This window comes from Rania fehmarnensis (assembly GCF_056494185.1).
The window spans coordinates 7,412,669-7,432,053 of record NZ_CM151398.1; the positions used below are offsets into that span (position 1 = coordinate 7,412,669).

13 protein-coding genes are annotated in these 19,385 nt (G+C 55.4%); 12 read left to right on the forward strand and 1 reads right to left on the reverse strand.

Annotation, left to right across the window (positions count from 1 at the left end; all coding sequences use genetic code 11):
- Positions 1-25: 25 nt before the first annotated feature.
- The 3 genes from SH573x_RS25220 to secD all read left to right on the forward strand — a co-directional run bounded on the left by SH573x_RS25220 (position 26) and on the right by secD (position 6,131).
- Positions 26-1,729: a vWA domain-containing protein gene (locus SH573x_RS25220; protein WP_479350817.1), complete on the forward strand. Its 1,704-nt coding sequence runs from the start codon at positions 26-28 to the stop codon at positions 1,727-1,729.
- Positions 1,730-2,229: 500 nt separating this feature from the next.
- A complete protein-coding gene (gene yajC / locus SH573x_RS25225; RefSeq protein WP_479350818.1) occupies positions 2,230-2,670 on the forward strand; it encodes a preprotein translocase subunit YajC in 441 nt (146 codons plus the stop codon).
- A gap of 71 nt (positions 2,671-2,741) precedes the next feature.
- Positions 2,742-6,131 carry a protein translocase subunit SecD gene (gene secD / locus SH573x_RS25230; RefSeq protein WP_479350819.1) on the forward strand — a complete coding sequence of 1,130 codons (3,390 nt, stop codon included), beginning with the start codon at positions 2,742-2,744 and terminating at the stop codon, positions 6,129-6,131.
- A gap of 131 nt (positions 6,132-6,262) precedes the next feature.
- Here the strand turns inward: secD and SH573x_RS25235 are convergent, their stop codons facing one another.
- The gene (locus tag SH573x_RS25235; RefSeq protein ID WP_479350820.1) at positions 6,263-6,631 is read right to left on the reverse strand and encodes a hypothetical protein; all 369 of its coding nucleotides are present in this window, start codon (positions 6,629-6,631) and stop codon (positions 6,263-6,265) included.
- Positions 6,632-6,817: 186 nt separating this feature from the next.
- Here SH573x_RS25235 and SH573x_RS25240 point away from each other — a divergent pair, with 186 nt between their 5' ends.
- The 9 genes from SH573x_RS25240 (at position 6,818) to SH573x_RS25280 (ending at position 19,090) form a co-directional block, all read left to right on the forward strand.
- Positions 6,818-8,125 carry a citrate synthase gene (locus tag SH573x_RS25240; RefSeq protein WP_479350821.1) on the forward strand — a complete coding sequence of 436 codons (1,308 nt, stop codon included), beginning with the start codon at positions 6,818-6,820 and terminating at the stop codon, positions 8,123-8,125.
- Between the two features lie 218 nt (positions 8,126-8,343).
- The gene (locus SH573x_RS25245; RefSeq protein ID WP_479350822.1) at positions 8,344-9,819 is read left to right on the forward strand and encodes an AAA-type ATPase lid domain-containing protein; all 1,476 of its coding nucleotides are present in this window, start codon (positions 8,344-8,346) and stop codon (positions 9,817-9,819) included.
- 168 nt (positions 9,820-9,987) lie between these two features.
- Complete coding sequence (locus SH573x_RS25250; RefSeq protein ID WP_479350823.1) at positions 9,988-11,364, forward strand: DUF1501 domain-containing protein; 1,377 nt, start codon at positions 9,988-9,990, stop codon at positions 11,362-11,364.
- A 217-nt stretch (positions 11,365-11,581) separates the two neighbouring features.
- Entirely contained in the window at positions 11,582-14,113 is a 2,532-nt protein-coding gene (locus SH573x_RS25255) for a DUF1549 and DUF1553 domain-containing protein (RefSeq protein ID WP_479350824.1), read from the forward strand.
- A 380-nt stretch (positions 14,114-14,493) separates the two neighbouring features.
- Positions 14,494-15,945 carry an exonuclease/endonuclease/phosphatase family protein gene (locus tag SH573x_RS25260; protein WP_479350825.1) on the forward strand — a complete coding sequence of 484 codons (1,452 nt, stop codon included), beginning with the start codon at positions 14,494-14,496 and terminating at the stop codon, positions 15,943-15,945.
- Between the two features lie 237 nt (positions 15,946-16,182).
- Complete coding sequence (locus tag SH573x_RS25265) at positions 16,183-17,007, forward strand: MotA/TolQ/ExbB proton channel family protein (protein WP_479350826.1); 825 nt, start codon at positions 16,183-16,185, stop codon at positions 17,005-17,007.
- Positions 17,008-17,051: 44 nt separating this feature from the next.
- Positions 17,052-17,504 carry an ExbD/TolR family protein gene (locus SH573x_RS25270; RefSeq protein ID WP_479350827.1) on the forward strand — a complete coding sequence of 151 codons (453 nt, stop codon included), beginning with the start codon at positions 17,052-17,054 and terminating at the stop codon, positions 17,502-17,504.
- Positions 17,505-17,509: 5 nt separating this feature from the next.
- A complete protein-coding gene (locus SH573x_RS25275; RefSeq protein ID WP_479350828.1) occupies positions 17,510-18,013 on the forward strand; it encodes an ExbD/TolR family protein in 504 nt (167 codons plus the stop codon).
- An 87-nt stretch (positions 18,014-18,100) separates the two neighbouring features.
- Entirely contained in the window at positions 18,101-19,090 is a 990-nt protein-coding gene (locus SH573x_RS25280; protein WP_479350829.1) for a hypothetical protein, read from the forward strand.
- The last annotated feature ends 295 nt before the right edge of the window (positions 19,091-19,385 follow it).

Here is a 19,385-nt window from a genome sequence, read left to right on the forward strand (position 1 = left end):
CTCTACAAGGGATTGGGGTAATTGCATGGCCAACAAACGCACGCTGGGCGGCGTTATACATACTTATCAACGCTATAACCCTGCCGAGTTCCCCAGTCCCACTGAGCCACCGCCAGACCTTGTTTCGACCGCGTTCGAACACGCGTTGATGTATGGCAGCTATCGCGAGCTGACCGAGGAAGAGTTAGCGCGGGCCGTGCGTCTGGACCCCAGCCAGATCAAAGGACTGGGGCCATCGCTCGATATGCTCAAAGCGATGCTGGAAGAACGCAAGCGCAAGATTCTCGAAAAGTACGAAACCGATTCAGTCCAGAAAACGGCTGATAAGACGTACAACAAACGGGTCGCGCGCAGTCGACCACCCGGCGAGTTGCGCAAGATGTTCAACCAAGCGACTCAGGAGAAGCAGATTTATCTGCTCGAGCGTCTGTACTATCGCCTGGGCGACGATACGCATCCATTCGCTAGTGAACTAGTGCAAGTCATGGAACGACTGAGCGACAAATATCAGATTGACGAACTGGTCGCCAAGTACACCTTTACCGGTCAGGATTCCATGACCGTGCCTCAGGCGATCGAGATCAAGAAAGAGCTCGAGAAGATCGATGAACTTCTCAAGCAACTGGAAGAAGCTGCCAAAACAGCCCAGATCGGCTTGATCGATATGGAAGCCCTCGGCGAGTTTGCAGAACCAGCCGACATGCAAGGGCTTGAAGAGCTGCAACGTCAAGTTGAAAACATGGTCCGCGAGATGGCCGAACGCCAGGGTCTGGAACGCAACGACAAAAGCGGCGCGTTCAAATTAACTCCTAAGGCTTACAAAATCTTTCAAGGCAAGTTGCTCGAACGCATCTTTGCCAAACTGCAACCGGGGCGCTCCGGTCGACATCACGGTCGCATCGTGGGTGAAGGCAGTGTCGAACTGCCTCAAACCAAACAGTATGAGTTTGGTGATTCGTTAGCCAACATGGATACGACGCAAACCGTCATCAATGCGTTATTGCGAGATCCCACGGCATCGCAGATTCAGCTGCGCACCGGCGACATCGAAGTGCATCGCACACGCAATTCGCCCAAGTGTGCCACAGTCGTAATCATGGATATGAGCGGTTCGATGCGCTACGACGGCCAGTACATGAATGTCAAACGCATGGGGCTGGCTCTACAAGGGCTGATCTCATCGGAGTATCCCGGAGACTTCCTGCGTTTCATCGAAATGTACACCTTTGCCAAGATGCGCAAACCTGGCGAGATCGTGGACATGATGCCCAAGCCAGTGACGATTTACGATCCGTGGGTCCGCTTGCAGGCCGATCTATCGCGCGACGACATCAGCGAGGAACAGATTCCGCCGCACTTCACCAACATTCAACACGCGCTCCGTTTAGCCCGGCAAAACTTAGCCACGGTCGATACTCCCAACAAACAAATCATTCTGATTACCGACGGGTTGCCGACGGCTCACTTCGAAGATTCAAAGTTGTTCCTGCTCTATCCACCGGACCAACGCACCGAAGCGGTTACCATGCGCGAGGGTGCCATGTGCCAACGGGACGGGATTGTGATCAACATGTTCTTGGTACCTAGTTGGTCGCAGTCGGAAGAGGATATTCGCTTCGCCCATCGACTGGCCCAGCAGACCAAAGGCCGAGTGTTCTTCACGGCCGGACGCGACCTGGATCGCTATGTCATTTGGGACTACATCGATCGCAAACGCGAGATACTGTAGGGCCACCCTCGAAGCCCACCTCTCCATGCGTTTTGAGTTGTGAGTGGCCCTGGCAATGCGCAGCATAGCCAGGGCTCAAAACGAAGCGGTTGATATTCGGACTTTAGTTGACCTGGCAAATGAAACTGAAGTTTCAAAGCGCCCTGCGATGGTTCATTGGCCAACGAACGAACCCGTCACAGGCAGAAACCTGGGATGCTGTTTCCAAAACTTCGCTGGCATTGGTACGGTGAAGGGGCCCGCCCAGGGCACCGCTTCGTTCGGAGCACTTTCCATGCTGCGCATTGACAGTGCCACCCAAAACCCCAAAACGTTTGATCTCCCGACTTCCCGCGGGAGTCTACTTGGCCTTGTGGCAGTTTTTGTCCAGCCTTATGATTTGCGATTTGACACTTTGTGCGCTGTTCGCAACCGGTCCGGGTTGATTCGGGGGGTAGCGGTAAGCGCGATCATTGCTTCGCTATCATTGCTGGTTTCACGGCAAATCGTTGAGTTTTCGCATGAATTGGTTGCGCGCCATTGACCTGACTACGCCCTTCACCCTGCTGGCGCAGGTAGCCCCAGAAGGGGGCGAAGCACCACCTGCTGGTGCAGCTGAAGGCGGTGCGCCGCCGGATTCGTTCGCTCAATTTCTGCTCAGCCCGCTCAATTTTATGCTGATGCTGTTCATGTTGTTTTTTCTGCTGGTCTTGTGGCCGCAGCAGAGGCAAATGAAGGCTCAGCAACGCGCGTTGGCTGATGCACTGGCCAACCTGAAGAAGAATGATCGCGTAGTAACCACCGGCGGGATTCACGGAACCGTGATGCAAGCCCCGGGGGACGCCGCCACAGTCACGCTCAAGATCGACGAGGGCACCGGTGCCAAGCTGACGGTCAGTCGCGATGCCATTGCTCGCGTCGTGGCCAGCGACAGTAAGAGTCCGGAAGCCAAAACAACGTAAACGATTGTTTGTAATAAGACAGAATTGGTTTGACACGGGCTGGAAGCCCCTGCCACATCGGTTAGAAGCCTATGCCACAGCAACCTTCATGGAATCCTACGGCAATGTTGGAATTTGACTTGAATCTAATTGCTCAGACCGTGCAGTCCGCCGGTGAAGCGCCCAATCCATGGGTTGTCTGGCTGGTCAACGTGGCGGTTGTCTTGGCTCTCTTCACATTGCCGTTCCTGTTTGGCAACTTCGTAGCCCGACGTTTGCGCATGCCGACCATTGGTGGTCGTGTAGGCTTTGCGACTTTCGTGATCGCGGCCACCTTGGCGATTTGCATCAAAGCCAACTGGACGTTGCCACTAGGCATCGACATTCGTGGTGGCACGATTCTGGTGTACGAAGTACTCCACAACAAGGGTGATGGCGAACCGGTCAAACCCGACGCGGTAGTAACCGCGCTGCAAAACCGACTCAATCCGTCCGGCACCAAAGAAATTTCGATTCGTCCTTACGGTGAGTCGCAAATCGAAGTCGTCGTGCCAAACACTGAATCCGCCGAAGTTGATAGCATCAAGCGCGCGATTCGCGAAGCTGGTCAGCTGAAGTTCCGGATTGTCGCCAATCAAAAAGACCACGGCTTGATCATCCAAGCGGCTCAGAAGCTAGCCCAGTCTGCCGCTCCGAACCAACGCGATGTCTTCAACGAAGAAGGGCGTATGGTTGGCCAGTGGTATGAAGTTGGCCGCAAGGAACCTGTTGGCGATGAAGGTTTGCGCGAAGTTCGCACACCTGTGCTGGGCGATGTTCTGCGTAACTCACGAACCGGTCAAATCATCAATCCTCCGTTCTTCTCGCAGGATGATGAAAATGGTTTTGAGCGTTGGTTGGTCAAAGAAGGCATTGAAAACATCGACGTCCTGATGGCGCTCGAACGCAATGCTGACATGAAATATGTCGAAGTCTCTGGCGACGACCTGGCCAGTGCCAGTTTTACGTTCGATCGTCAAGGCATGCCGGCTGTAGGCTTTAATTTGAACACGGTTGGTTCGGGCCGCATGTTTCAGTTGACTGCTGCCAATGCACCCGATGGCAACTTCCATCGCCGCATGGCTATCATTTTGGACGAGCGAGTCCTGTCGGCACCGCAGCTGAACTCACCCATTAGTTCCAATGGTATTATCGAAGGTAACTTTACCCGCGAAGAAGTCGATTTCGTGGTATCGATTTTGCGCGCTGGTAAATTGCCAGCGGCCCTCAGTCCTCAACCGATCAGCGAAAATCGCATTGGTGCCCTATTGGGTGCTGCAACGATTCGCAAAGGTGCTTACGCTTCGATTCTGTCTGTGTTTGTGACGATCGGCTGTTTGCTGCTGTACTACCGCTTTAGTGGCATGGTGGCCACGTTTGCGCTGGTGCTCAATGGCCTGATGATTCTGGCCACGATGATTCTGATTCAGCAACCACTCACGCTACCGGGCCTGGCTGGTGTGGTTTTGACGTTAGGCATGGCCGTCGATGCCAACGTGCTGGTCTTCGAGCGCATGCGTGAAGAGCGTGCCAAGGGTTCGACTCCGCGCATGGCCATTCGCAATGGTTTCGATCGAGCCTTCACCACAATCGTTGACTCGAACTTAACCACGCTCATTGCAGCGGTGGTGTTGTACTGGATCGGTACCGACCAGATCCGCGGCTTCGCGGTCGCTTTGATCGTGGGCATTCTGATCAGCATGTTCACCGCAGTCTACTGTGCTCGCATTATCTTCGACATCAGCGAAAAGCTTGGGGCACTCAGCTTGAGCATGTCCGACGGAATTGCATGGGCCCGCAAAACGATGCTCGGTGATAAAGACCTGGACTTTATGTCTTGGCAAAAAATCAACGTGGGTGTTTCGATCTTGATCATTCTGGTCGGCCTGGGTGCCCTGGTAGTGCGCGGTCGGAATTTCCTGGCTATCGACTTCAACGGTGGCACCAGCGCTACGGTTCAGCTGTCTGAACCACTGACCGCTGACGTGCTGAGGCCGATCATGAACGACATCTTCGATAAAGATGCCGAAGGCCAAACGATCGAATGGACTCTGCAGCGTATGGAGCAAGAACCGCTCGATACGATCTACAAGATCGACACGTCGTTTACCGACATCGAATCGCTCAAACAAAAATTGGCCGAGGGGCTCACCAAGCACCCCGAAGTCAAGATGGTGGTCTACAAGGTTGATGTAACCATGCCACAGAAGACCGGCATGCGTTCCCCGCTGAATCGAGTCGGCCGCTTGGTGGCTTGGCAAGACCCCGCCGTTGCGCCTGCAACTCCAGATGCAGCAACTCCAGCTCCTGCCAGTGAAACACCTGCAGTCCAAACGCCAGCGGCTGACCCAGCGCCACCGGCAACCGACACAGCCACTCCGGCGGCACCTGCCGCTCCGGTCGCCGAAGTCAGCGGCCAAGAATCATTGGAGCCCGGTGCACCAGCACCGGCCGCCACGACGCCAGCTGCTGCAGCGACCACTCCAGGTGCTACAACTGAGGCAGCTCAACCGGAGCCTCCTAAGCCGCTTACTAAATTCAGCGTAACGTTCAGCAAGCAAAACGCAGCTGATACCAACGATTCGCAAGCCTTGGTCAACTACGAACAATTGGCCAACTATTTGGAGACTGCCGCTAAGACGGCCGGCATGAACCTGACGGCAGCTCAACTGATTCTCACTCCCGTGCCAGTGCCTGCCGACTGGAACAAGGATTCTGCCGTAGGTGTGCCTACTTGGAATGTAGAATTGCAGTCCGATCAAGCCACTGCGGAAAAGTTGGCCAACACACTTAAGTCAACTCTCGAGAAAGAGCCTGTCTGGTTGTCGCTGTCGAACATCGGCAATCGCGTAGCCAGCGATATGCAACAGAAGGCCATCGCCGCGCTGCTTGTCAGCTTGATCTTCGTGGTCGCTTACATTTGGTTCCGCTTCCAAAAGTTGTCTTATGGTTTGGCGGCGGTGATCGCGCTGTTGCATGACGTGTTGATTACGCTGGGCATTGTGGCTCTGTGCCACTGGCTGTCTGGCCCGCTGGGCTTCATGATGATCGAAGATTTCAAGATGGACTTGATCATGGTCGCCGCGTTCTTGACGATCATCGGTTACTCGCTGAACGATACGATCGTGGTATTTGACCGTATACGTGAAGTGCGCGGTAAGAGTCCGCGGCTAACCAGCCAAATGGTTAACACCAGCGTCAATCAAACGCTCAGCCGTACCTTGTTGACCAGTTCGACGACATTGCTAACGATTGGTTTGTTGTACTTCTTCGGTGGCGAAGGCATACACGGTTTCTCGTTCGCCCTGTTTGTCGGCATCGTGGTCGGTACTTATAGTTCGATCTTCATTGCCTCCCCAGTCCTGTTGTGGATTGCCAATCGTCAACAAGCGGCCAGCAACAACCCCACCCCGGCTCGCCGCGTCGAATCGCGAGCCGTGTAGACCTTTGGAGTGCGGTGGCCCAGCCACCGCTTTGATGTAAGTAACGTCTCCAGTTGCAACCCAAGTCACTCTCAACGCCAACGACGTAGTTCGTGCAGGCTGCGGTGCTTCGGGCACCACCCTCCCAGGCGCTACTCGCCCAGGTATCGGGCGAGCATCATAGCGACTTGGCCTTTGGCCAGGACGGGATCGAAGCCGGCTTTGGTGGCCGCGGCGAAGTGCTCGGTTTGGACATGAGGCCCGAAGGCGATACGGCGCGCGTCAGGAAAATTGGCGGTCAACATTTTTCCCAGCTCAGCGACTTGCACCAGGTTCAGCGGGGTCAGGTCGACCACGCAAGCTCGCACTTGAGCCCCGTCGATCTGAGGCGGTGCCTGAATGTCACCGTGAATTTGAAAATCGCAACCTGCGGCCAACGCTGCATTTTTGACGTTCGGCGCGAAAAAAATGTCGCGGCTAAAAAATAGTACTTGGGGTTTGGTCGAGTTCGAATCGCTCATAGTTATGGTTGCCTTCGGGGTGCGGTCTCGCAATTAGTGGCTCAGCCGATCGTTAATAGCTGCTGCAGGTCAATTGTCGGGGCGTGCTTGTAAGGGTAAACTGCTCTTTCTGCTTATAAATTGTTATCACGTGACGCTCCACCTCTCCTGGAGTCTGTCATTTCGTCCGCCGCGGAGTGAACGCCTATGTCTACCGCCTCTTCTGAAGCCAACCACACCGCCAAATTGATCCTTGATGATCAAGAGGTGGACTTGCCGACCATGGTTGGCACCGAACAAGAGAAAGCGGTTGATATTTCACAGCTTCGCAGGCTGACCGGTTACATCACGCTGGATGAAGGTTACGTCAATACCGGCAGCACGACTAGTGCTATTACGTACCTCGACGGCGAACAGGGTATTCTGCGCTATCGTGGATACCCCATCGAAGACATCGCGGCCCATTGCGACTTTGTCGAAACTAGCTACTTGTTGATCTACGGCAAACTGCCCAATACCAAAGAATTGACCGATTTTCGCGAATCCATTCGTCGGCATACGATGATTCACGAAGATATGCGAGCTTTCTACAATGGCTTCCCCCGCGATGCTCACCCGATGGCAATTCTGTCGAGCGTCGTGGGAGCGATGTCGACTTTCTACCAAGACTCGCTGAACGTCCATGATCCGCGGCAAGTCGAGATTTCGATTCACCGCTTGCTGGCCAAGCTGCCGACGATCGCTGCGTATAGCTACAAAAAATCGTTCGGCCAGCCGCTCATCTATCCGATGAACAACCTGAATTACTGCGAGAATTTCTTGCGGATGATGTTTGCCGTACCGACGGAACACTACGAGCCAGACCCCGATTTTGTCGAAGCCCTCAATCTGCTGCTGATCGTGCATGCCGACCACGAACAGAACTGCAGCACATCGACCGTGCGCATGGTTGGCTCATCCAATGCCAACTTGTTCGCCTCCATTTCCGCAGGCATTTGTGCCTTGTGGGGACCATTGCACGGCGGAGCCAACGAAGCCTGCGTCAATATGCTCAAGCAGATTGCTGACGACGGTGGCAATGTCAAGAAGTACGTCGATATGGCTAAAGACAAGAAGGGCAATTTCCGCTTGATGGGTTTTGGCCATCGCGTCTACAAGAACTACGATCCGCGGGCCACGATTATCAAGAAAGCTTGCGACAAGCTATTGGCTCGTTTGCAACTGGATGACCCACTCTTTGACGTGGCCAAAGAACTGGAAGAGACCGCGCTGCGCGATCCATACTTCGTTGAACGTAAGCTCTACCCGAACGTCGACTTCTACTCCGGCGTGATTTATCGCGCGATGGGGATCCCGGTGCAGATGTTTACCGTTCTGTTTGCCATTGGCCGTTTGCCCGGCTGGATCGCGCATTGGGTCGAGATGCATCAATCGCCCGCCAAGATTGGCCGACCTCGACAAATCTACACCGGCTCGCCCGTGCGAGAACTGGTGCCCATGAGCCAGCGCTCGTAGGTCGATCAACGAAGGTCGGCCAATTGGACTGCTAACCGGGGGTGAGACCACCAGTTTGTTTTCCAAAGTCTGGCGACTTCGGCTACTGGGCGTTGTTGTTTTCCAAAGTCTGGCGACTTCGGCTACTGGGGAAGTCCAAAGTCTTGCGACTTCGGCTACGGGGCGATGTAGTTGTCCAAAGTCTGGCGACTTCGGCTACTGGGGAAAGGTTAGCTGCGATGACGGAGACTTTTCGTGGTGGTAACAGTCGCAATCTGGCTCGGCAGCTAGATCAGCTATCCTGGCCGATCGTGGTATTGGATCAACGGCTGCAAATCGTATTCGTCAGCGCTGCCTTGTGCGAATTACTGCAAGTCGATGCGACTCGACTGGTGGGCTTGAGTTGTCAAGCGGAACTAGCGGAGGATTTGAACTCGACCAGTGCGGCGGCAGTATCCGAGGGCGAGTCACAGCGAACGCCCATTCCACCACAGCTGCGGATGATGTTGGCACCGCCATCGGCTGTGTTGCATGGCCAGGCGGCCGTGCGGCAAGTGCCATGGCCCCCGGCACAACCTACCGGGTTTGCTGTCCAAGCCTTTTTGCCGCTGATTGATGAAGATCCATCGACAGGTCTGATACTGATTCTGTTCGGTCAATCTGAAGTACTGCGTGAACGCTTCATGCCGCTGGCTCCAGCGATGGCACCGCGCGGAAATGCCGCTGATGAAATCCTGATACGTTTGCGTGCCCAGTGGGATCAGCTCGACGGCCTCTGGCCACTACTGGGCACATCGTCTGCGATCCAGTTGGCCATGCGCCGCGCCCAGTTAGCGATAGGTTCAATGTCGCATCTCTTGATCTCGGGGCCCGAGGGCAGTGGCAAATCGCGGCTGGCACGCACGATTGCCGCTCTGCGACGGCGGCCGTTGGAATTGCCAGCCAGCGCCATGCACGAACTCGATATCGAATGCAGCTTGATGGACCAAGAGTCGCTGGCCAGCCAGTTAGAGGCCTTTGCCTCACGCATGCGCGTCGGTTTGCCCGCTGCAGCGGCGCACCTGATTCTCGATCGCGTGGATTGCCTGAGCTCGACGGCTGCCAGCATGTTAGTCGAATGGTTGCATAACCATCGCAGTGACTACTGCGTGATCGCAACCAGCCAGCGAACTTCCGAACAGCTGCGCCAGCAGAGATCGCCTCTGGCCGAACTAGTCGAGCGGCTGGCCACGATCGAGCTGGATATCCCACCGCTCGAATCGCGGCGTGAAGATGTCACACCGATGGTCGCGCATCATTTGACTGCCGCGGCCAACAAGGCCGGCCGGCGTCTGCCGGCACTGGCCGCCAGCACCGAAGAACTACTGCAAGCCTATCCCTGGCCGGGCAACGCGTCAGAAGTACAAACGGCCGCCAGCGATATGCTTAACAATGCGGTGCTGACCGCCACGATTCAGCCCGGTCATTTGCCGCTGCAGATTCGCACCTTTGCCAGTACCGTCAATCGCAGCTCTCAGACGGCGGTCGAACCAATTCTGCTGGACGATGTGCTGTTGGACTTGGAGCGGATCATGCTGCAGCGCGCGATCAAGCTGTCTCCCCGCAACCGCGCTCGCGCCGCCCGACTGCTGGGTATCAGCCGCCCCAGATTCCTCCGCCGCATCGCGCAGCTGGGCCTTGATCAACCTGCGCCCTCCCACGATGAAGAAGAATAGCCGGGAGCGGCCTGCAACCGCGGCTAATGCCGTCGGCCTCAGCCGGACGCAACCGCGGCTAACGCCGTCGGCTTAGTTGGATGCAATTAGCCATCGCGCACTATTTCAGCTAAACTGGGTGGAGACCTCTCGACTCGCCTGTCCTCCCACCTCACAAGGATTGCTCCGATGCTGGATCTGCTCGGCAAAGGTAGTGCTCATACTTGCAACGGCGTTACGCGACGCGATTTTTTGCAAGTTGGTTCGCTGGGCGCTGTTGGTTTAGGGCTGCCCGCTTTGATGCAAGCGCAGGCCGCCGGTATGACGGATCGCACCAAAGATAACCGGTCGTGCATTCTGATCTTTAATCTCGGCGCACCCAGCCAACTCGATACTTTCGATATGAAGCCCGATGCGCCTGCGGAGATTCGTGGGCCCTTCAAACCGATATCGACCAAAGTAAGTGGCCTGCAGATCTCAGAGATCCTGCCACGCACGGCCAGCATTGCCGACAAGATCGCGTTGGTGCGATCGTGTTTTCATCGCGGCGCTGCGGTGCACGATGCGGGGTGGCAGATCATGCAAACGGGCCGTTTATTTTCCGGTGGAATCAATACGCCGCACGTCGGTTCCGCGGTTTGGTATCTGCAAGGTCCGCGTGGTGATCTGCCTTCGCACGTGGTCTTGCCCGAAACGATGGGCCGCGGTGGAGGCAACTTGCCCAATGGTCAGGCCGGCGGATTTTTAGGCAAAGCGTACGATCCGTTCGCTTTGATGGCCGATCCTTCGCAAGAGAATTTCAAAGTCCCCGATCTGTTGCCGCCCAGCTCGATTCCAGCTGCCCGACTCGACCGACGTCGACGCATGCGTCAAGCAGTCGAAGAATCGATGACGCAGTTCGAAGCCAGCGAAAGTGCCAAGCTGATGGACGAGCACTTCGAGACGGCGTATCGATTGATGACCAGTCCCCAAGCCCGCGATGCATTCGATCTTTCCAAAGAACCAGTGCAGGTCCGCGAAAAGTACGGCATGAATCGCTTCGGTCAATGTTGCTTGCTGGCACGACGCCTGGTCGAAGCCGGCGTGCGTTTTGTCACGGTCAATACATTCTTGACAGTCTTCGATGAGATCACTTGGGATATTCACGGCAGCAAACCGTTCACTTCGATCGAAGGGATGAAGAACATCGTGGCGCCCACTTATGATCAAGGCTATGCGGCTTTGATCGAAGATCTATCGCAACGCGGTTTGTTGGATGATACGCTAGTGGTGAACCTGGCCGAGTTTGGTCGCACGCCGAAAGTCAATCCTGCCGGTGGTCGCGATCACTGGCCACAGTGTTTCACGGTCGGCTTTGCTGGCGGTGGAGTCAAAGGTGGACGCGTGGTGGGGGCCAGTGACCCCATCGGTGCCGTGCCCGCCGAACGTCCGGTCGAACCGCCTGAAGTTGTCGCTACGATCTTTCATAGCCTGGGACTCAGTCCCGAAACCATTCTGCCCGGTCCTGCCGGCCGCCCCTTTCCCATCGTCGACTCCGGCTTTCGCGAAATCCACGAATTGTTTTAGTGTGGCATAGGCTTCAAGTTGCTTTAGTGTGGCATAGGCTTCCAGCCTGTTCCTGTGTGGCATAGGCTTCCAGCCTGTGTCCGATCGAACCTGTGTAACTGAATGCGTCAAGCATTTCGTTGATCCAGGAAACCAATGACCGAAAGCCTTGACGGCTTCCGCTACAAGTAACCGTCCGAAAGCCTTGACGGCTTCCGCTACTTAAGAGATGTCTCCCGTGCAATTACTTTCATACTCCCACAACACCTCGCGCACATTGATCGCACTGCTTGCTTGCGCGATTGGACTTGCGATTCCTTTGGCGGTGAAGAGCGAAGAAATTCGCCCTTACCCGGCCGAAGTGAAACTCGACGGCCAGGGCGCGCAATCGCTTGTCATATTTCAATCGACCAGCGGCGATACGGTCGGCGCGCAGGTCACCGATAATCTCGAGATATCGATCGCGGATTCAACCATTGCGACTTGGGAAGCTGGCCGAGTCCATGCGATCAAGAATGGCACCACGGATCTGGTTGCCAAGATCAATCGGCCTGATAACCAACTCGTCGAAGTGCATGTACCCATCGCGGTCACTGGCGCTGATGGTCCGCGCAGCTGGGAATTCGAAGCTCATGTGCAATCGGTCATGACGCGAGCCGGCTGCAACAGCGGTGCCTGCCACGGTGCGTTGGCTGGCAAAGGTGGATTTAAGCTTTCGCTACGCGCCTACGATCCGCAGAGCGATCACTTTGCGATCACGCGACAAGATCGCGGTCGACGAATCGATGCCGCACAACCTGGGCGTAGTTTGCTGCTGGCCAAACCTACTGGCTTAATCAGTCACAAAGGAGGACTGCGTCTGGAGGAGTCATCGCCAGACTATCGCATCTTGGCGGATTGGATTGCGGCCGGCGCTCCGCCCAGACAGTCCGCTGATCCGCAACTGGACAAGATTCAACTTCTACCCGCGCAGATTGATTTGTCGCGCGATGCACAGCAACAGCTGATCGTCTTGGCTCACTATTCCAATGGCCGGGTAGAAGATGTCACGCGATGGGCTCAGTTTAATTCAGCCAACGAGACGATGGCTCAAGTCGACGTCGGCGGTCAAGTGAAAATCGTCGGCCATGGCAAAGGTGCGATCGTGGCCACGTTTGCCAGTCGCATCGCCATCTCGGCAATCGTCTCACCCTATCCCAACGAGATACCAACGTCGGCCTATGCCGAGTTCCGGCCAGCCAACTTCATCGACCAGATCTTGCTGGAAGAATGGCAACGTCTCAAGTTGGCGCCTTCATCAGGTTGCAGTGATGAAACGTTCATCCGTCGCGCGTATCTCGACACTGTCGGTGTCTTGCCAACGCCCCAACGCGTGCGCGAGTTTTTGGGTGACGCGAGTCCCGATCGCAGACAACGGCTGGTGGAAGAACTGCTGGCCAGCGATGCCTTTGTCGACTACTGGAGCTACAAATGGTCGGACTTGCTACTGATTAACGGCACGATGTTACGCCCCGACGCCGTGGCCGCGTTTTATAAATGGGTTCGCCAAAACGTTCAGCAGAATACAGCCTGGGACGAGATGGTCCGTCAAATCGTGCTCGCTAAGGGCGACAGTATGGAACAAGGTGCCACAAACTTTTATGCGATCCATCAGGATCCTGAATCGCTGACGGAAAACACGTGTCAAGCGTTCCTCGGCTTATCGATCGCCTGTGCCAAGTGCCACAATCATCCACTAGAGAAGTGGACCAACGATCAGTATTACAGCATGGCCAACTTGTATGCACGCGTCCGCGCCAAAGGCTGGGGGGGCGATGCGCGCAACGGCGATGGCAAACGCACGTTGCTGGTGTTGGATCAAGGTGACCTCATTCAACCTTCGCGCGGCAAACCACAACCGCCTGCGCCGCTGGACGCCAAACCGATCGATGCCAATTCAACCGCCGATCGTCGAGAATCGCTCGCGGATTGGTTGACCGATCGCCACAACCCGTACTTCGCACGCTCGATCGCCAATCGCGTATGGGCCAACTTCATGGGTCCCGGATTGGTTGAATCGGTTGACGATATGCGCGCCAGTAATCCAGCCAGCAGTGAACTCTTGTTAGCTGCGCTGGCCGAACACTTGAATGAAACGAAGTTCGATCTCAAAGGGCTCATGCGATTGATTCTGAATTCTCAAGCCTATCAACGTTCAGCCGATGCGCTGCCGACAAACGTAGATGATACGCGACTTTATTGCCGACATTTGCCGCGACGATTGATGGCCGAAGTGCTGCACGATGCCGTCTGCCAGGTCACTGACGTGCCGACCAAGTTCAGCGAAATTGAATTCAATGGTGCCGATAAAGTAAAAACGGAGGCTTACAAAGAAGGTACGAGTTCCCTGCAATTGCATGATTCAGCGGTCGTCAACTATTTTTTGAAGACCTTCGGACGTCACCAGCGGCGCATCACCTGCGATTGTGAACGCAGCGATCAACCGACGGTCGTGCAAGTGCTGCATTTGAGCAATGGTGATACGCTCAACGAAAAACTGAGCGACCCGCGTTCGATCGTTACCCAGTGGATCAAGAACGACAAACCGCTGGAGGAAATCATCGAAGAGTCTTATCTGCTCGCCCTGTCGCGCTTACCCACAGCCGCCGAACGCAAGCATCTGCTCAGCGTCGCCCAAGAGTCGCTGGCCACCGGCGCCGAGCGTCGTTTAGTGGTTGAGGATTTACTGTGGAGTCTCATGACCAGTCCAGAGTTTTTGTTCACTCACTAAGCCGTAGCGGAAGCCGTCAAGGCTTTCGAACTCCCGTAATTCCGTAGCGGAAGCCGTCAAGGCTTTCGAAATGCTTGACGCTTTCCGCTACCATCCGTGATGCCCGAAATGCTTGACGCTTTCCGCTACCTTCGAATTGAAAAACAAAAATCTCGCTCTGGAATTTCTAAAGTCATCTGTGTGAGTATGTCGATAGGCCGATGTGCGCGAAGTCTGTGCGGTCAAGGCTGGGAGCCCTTCCAGCCTGCCAGCTAGATTTCCCGCATTATCAGATTGAAGAATCTGACAGCTTGAAAAGACTATCTCTGCGGATGGATCCTCAGCAGGTTCGGTGACTGGCGGTGCATGGAACGTGGCACTGCAGCACCTTGGCATGTTTGATGCCTGTGAGGTTCCCCTTGTTCTTCGCCGCGCTAAAACGACGTTGGCCAATTCTGACCACGGTAGTGGCTGGTTTGTTGTGGCTCCTGAACAACTACAGCATTCGGGGCTTGGACGGTCTGCGTCTGGAACCCAAACCCACGGTCTACGCCAACTCTGGCATAGACCCCTACGCTAGTGCGCCGCTAGGCTTTCCCACTAGTTTTCCAAGTGGTCCCAACCTGCCGTCGACGGCACCAACTCCGTTGTGGCCTAGTGCCAACAATAATTTCGGCGGCCATGTCGGCGGCAGCGGCGGTAGCAATTTCGGTTTATCCAACTCAGCTCCCATGTTGCCATCGACCAGCGCTGCGACCAATCTGCCTGGGGTTGGATATCAAACCAACTATCCAGGACAGATCGCGTCACCGCCAGGTAACCCCAGTCAGTTGCCCAATCCACTGCAACTGCCCGGCAACTTCAGCATCGATCAACTGCGACCCGCTGCTAAGGTGCTGGGGCCTGAGTTCGAGCGTTTGTTGTCGGTAGGTGAAAAGCTGGGGATGCTGGAAAACTCGCGTCAGCCGGCACCACCGGTCAACATGACCAGTAGTCCAACCGCGATAGCAGGCGCTGCTCCATCCCTTGGATTGCCTACAGCTCAGCGCCCCACGAGCAATTCGATCCGCATTGCCAGTTTCAATCTGAGCGGTTGGGGCGATGCTACACGCGACAACACCGCTGCGACTGAACTGATCATGCGCATGCTTAATCAGTACGACATCATTGCTCTGCAAGATATTCGCTCCACACGTGATGACCTGATGCCCAATCTGATCGAGCGTTTGAATCGGACCGGTCGTCAGTATGATTTTATGATTGGTCCACGTATCGGTCGCGGGCAGCGGACGGCGCAGTTAGCTTTTGTATTTGATACCGCCAGTGTCGAAACTGATCGCTTTCAACTCTATACGGTTGCCGACCCCGAGGACATGCTCAGTCATGAACCGCTGGTTGGTTGGTTCCGATGCAAGAGGGTCGACGAGCGCGAAGCGTTTACGTTTAGCCTGGTCAACATGCACATCGATGGTGATCTGGCGGGCAATGAATTGACTGCGCTCCCAAATTTGATCGACGCGATCTACAGCGATGGTCGAGGTGAAGATGACGTTATCTTGGCGGGCGATTTTAGCGCCGGCCAGCAACTTACTTCGATCTTGCCGTTGAGTACTTTTCGAGTTGCCATCGAAGGAATTGCCACTACGACGCGCGGTACTGCGTTGGCTGACAACATCGTCTTTCCGCACAGCAGTACTGCCGAATTTACCGGTCGTGCCGGGGTGCTGGATTTCCTGCGCCAGTTTAATCTTTCGCTAGAGCAAGCCGTCAGCGTGAGCGAACACTTGCCTGTGTGGGCCGAATTCTCGACAATTGAGGGAGGTCGGCCTGGCCAAATAGCTGGTCGCAACTAAGGGGAGCGAAAAAACAACTCGGGTGCGTCGTATCATCCGACCTGCCAAGTCGCCCTTAGTGAATAATCCACACTCGGCGCGGGCTTGCTACTTGCGAGGCTGGGAAATGGCAGACATATTGATAGTTAGTGCTCTTCTCGTCTGAAAATATCGTTGGGGCTGATGATGCCCGAACCCCTTGGCGCCGCTGGCCAAGGACTAGTCTCTTTGGGGCCTGAACTGAAAAAGGAAGTCTTGATGATTCGCTCAGCCACTTCAAGAAGCCTCGTTTGGAGTCTTGCAGCGACCGTGCTGGTTGCTGTTTACTTCGCGCTACAGCCCGAGATGCTGTGGGCTCAAGAGGCTGGCGGGCAAACAAAAGAGGCCGATGGTACCGATGTCCTCGGTTGGTTGATCGAAGTATCAGGCTGGATCGGTCTGTTCATACTGTGCTTGTCGTTTTATTTTGTGGCCGTGGTGGTCCAACAGTTTCTCGAGTTGCGTTCAAGCGTGGCAGCCCCGCCTGAAGTCTTGGAAGAATGCGATCGCCTGATTCAAGAAGGCAATGCTCGCGATGTAGTGAAGCTGGTTGAGCAGGACGATTCGTTCTTTTCGCGTTCGCTACATGCTGGACTATCGGAACTGGAATATAGCGTTGATGAAGCTCGCGATAAACTCGAGCGGACTGCTGACGCCAGCACCGTCAACATGGAAAAGAAGATCAGCATCCTGGCCACCATCGGCACGCTCGGTCCGATGATTGGATTGCTTGGTACGCTCAAAGGTATGATTCGCTCGTTTATGTCGATCGCGATGAGCGGCAAGAATCTGGATGCAGCCGAAGTTGCCAAAGGTATTTCGGAAGCTCTGGTGCTGACGTTCGAGGGCGTGCTCTTGAGCATTCCGGCGATTTACTTCTATGCGATGTTCCGCAGTCGCATCGCCAAGATTTCGATTGAGACCACGATGCTGGCCGACGACTACTTCCGCGCGATTGTGCGGATGCTCAAGCGTCCCCGCACCGCTACACCTGCTGCTCCCACGGCTCCGGCCGCGCCTTCAGCTCCCAAGCCAGCTCAGTAAGTGTCCAGTTGGCCATTGAAGTCCTTTAGCGGAATCCGTATACCATGTCGGGCGCAATGCATGCTGGTGATCGAGTGGACCCCAACCTGACGCCCATCTTGGATATGGTGTTTCAGCTAATCACGTTCTTTATGATGGTTATCAGTTTTCGAGCTGCCGACTTTGACAACTCGCTTGTGCTGCCCGTGGTCGGTTCGGCCGCTCCCGCAGAAGACGAAGTCAATGGTCAGTTCCTAGTCCTGAACTTGCGCACCGGTGGCAAGTTAGTAGTCCAAGGCAAAGAAGAACCGAACGTCGAAGGCTTTCTGGCATTCGAGGCCAAACGTTTGCTGCAGACGATCAAGCCGGAAAGTGGCGAAGAGATCATCGTAGTGATTCGCGCCGACCGCGCTCTGCGTTGTGACTTCTTGATGCGCGTCGTCAACGCGTGCAAAGATAAAGGCCTCAAGCGATTTGACTTTATGGTGCTGCGCGGCGGCCAGCAGCAGAGCGGGTAAGCCCAATGCGTAGACGAAGAAGAAGACGACGCTCCAATACACCGGCCGAGGTGGAACTGAACATGGCCGCCATGCTCGACATGGCGTTCCAGTTGCTGGCGTTTTTCATTTTGACGTTTCGTCCTTCGCCGGTTGAATCGCAGATCTCGCTACGCATGCCCGACAAAGCGGCGACTCAGTCCGCCGGCCAAACCAGCGATTCGGCTACGTCGGAAGCACCTGGGCTGACACTAACGGTCATGGTCCATGCCAACCAAGACGGTGATATCGCGGGAATCGAAGTCGGTCCACAAACGCTCGGCACCGGCCAGGGTGTGGCGGAAGCCGTCGGAGCTCTGCGAGCAACATTGAAAGATGCACTGACACAAGCCGAGTTCGAAGGCATCTCGTTGCAAGTGGCCGATGACTTGAATTACGAACGCATGATGCAGGTGCTCGACGTGTGTTCCAAGCAGACATTGCCCAACGGCGAGCCGATGACAAAGATTTCCATTGAGAGTATCAAGTAATCAAACGCTGTGTCCGGTCGATGGCCACGCGCGATTACTTTGATACCAGCAGCTTGAGTTCGGAGAAATCTACCACCAGGAGCCATCATGCATAAACTTATCCTCCCAGCATTGATGCTCATCACACTCTCGGCCTGCGCACCCTCGCCAACCATCACCACGGCAGAAGCGCCACAAGAGCCCAGCGTCACACAGGCCCCATCGACGGCCGAAGCTTTGCCACCTGAAACTCCTGCACCTGAAACTCCTGCACCTGAAACTCCTGCACCTGAAACTCCCGCACCTGAAACTGCGGCGGTCGATCAAGAGCCTGCAGAAAACACGACGGCCAGTGCAGATGTTTCAGCTGAGGAAGCTCGACTAAATGACCTGCTGAGCCTGGTAAAGGACAACACGTTGGGGATTCACAAGCGTGAGAACCCTGCGTACTTTGGATTGCTGAAGAAAGCCATCGATCGGTCCAACGAACAGCTCATCAGCCAGGTCGAAGCCAATCCGCGATTCAATGATCTCTACGCGCATCCCGACAAGTATCGTGGCCAATTGGTGCATGTGAATCTGAATGCGCGACGAATCATTCCCATCCAGATAAAGGTCAGCAACGTTGCCAATCTGACAGAAGTGTTTGAGATATGGGGCTGGACTGAAGAGGCCAAGGCGCACATGTATTGCTGTGTCGTACCCGAGTTGCCTGCCGGCTTTCCTCGAGAAGGTGATGTATCCAAGCGCATCGACTTGGTTGGCTACTTTTTAAAGATGCAAGCCTATCAACCGGGCAACGCGGAGCCCAATCAACGCAATCTGGTAGCTCCGCTAATTATGGGGCGCATCACTGATTCCAGCCCGATTGTCAAACGCGCCAATGATCCGCTGGGCCACTGGCCAATCGTTTTGATCATTGGCTTTGGCACCATTGTCATGCTGCGGTTGATGATGCACCTGCGCGGTATGACGCGTTCCACGCCCACTCACCGCAACTATCGACGTCGTTCGCTGGCTCCAATCGACCCCGAAACCATGGCCGATAACCTCAGCGACATTGACCGCGGCATCAAAATTCGCAACGCCGGCGAGTAGAGCGGCTGTCCCCAGCCGCTCAGCACCCGGTGAAGACGTAGAGCGGCTGTCCCCAGCCGCTCAGCACCCGGCAAGTCGTTCTGATGTGACGGGCCTCTGCGAACTCTGCGTTTTAAAACTGATGGCCAGGCGTCCAAAGTCTGGCGACTTCGGCTACAACACCTTCGCCCTCCCGAGCGCACGGTCGGTTGAGATTTTGGTTAGCAGATTCCAATTTAGAAACGCAGAGAAGCGGAGGGTCGCAGAGAATCCCAAATTTGAATGATTCACTTGAACGGTCTTCTCTGCGGCCTCT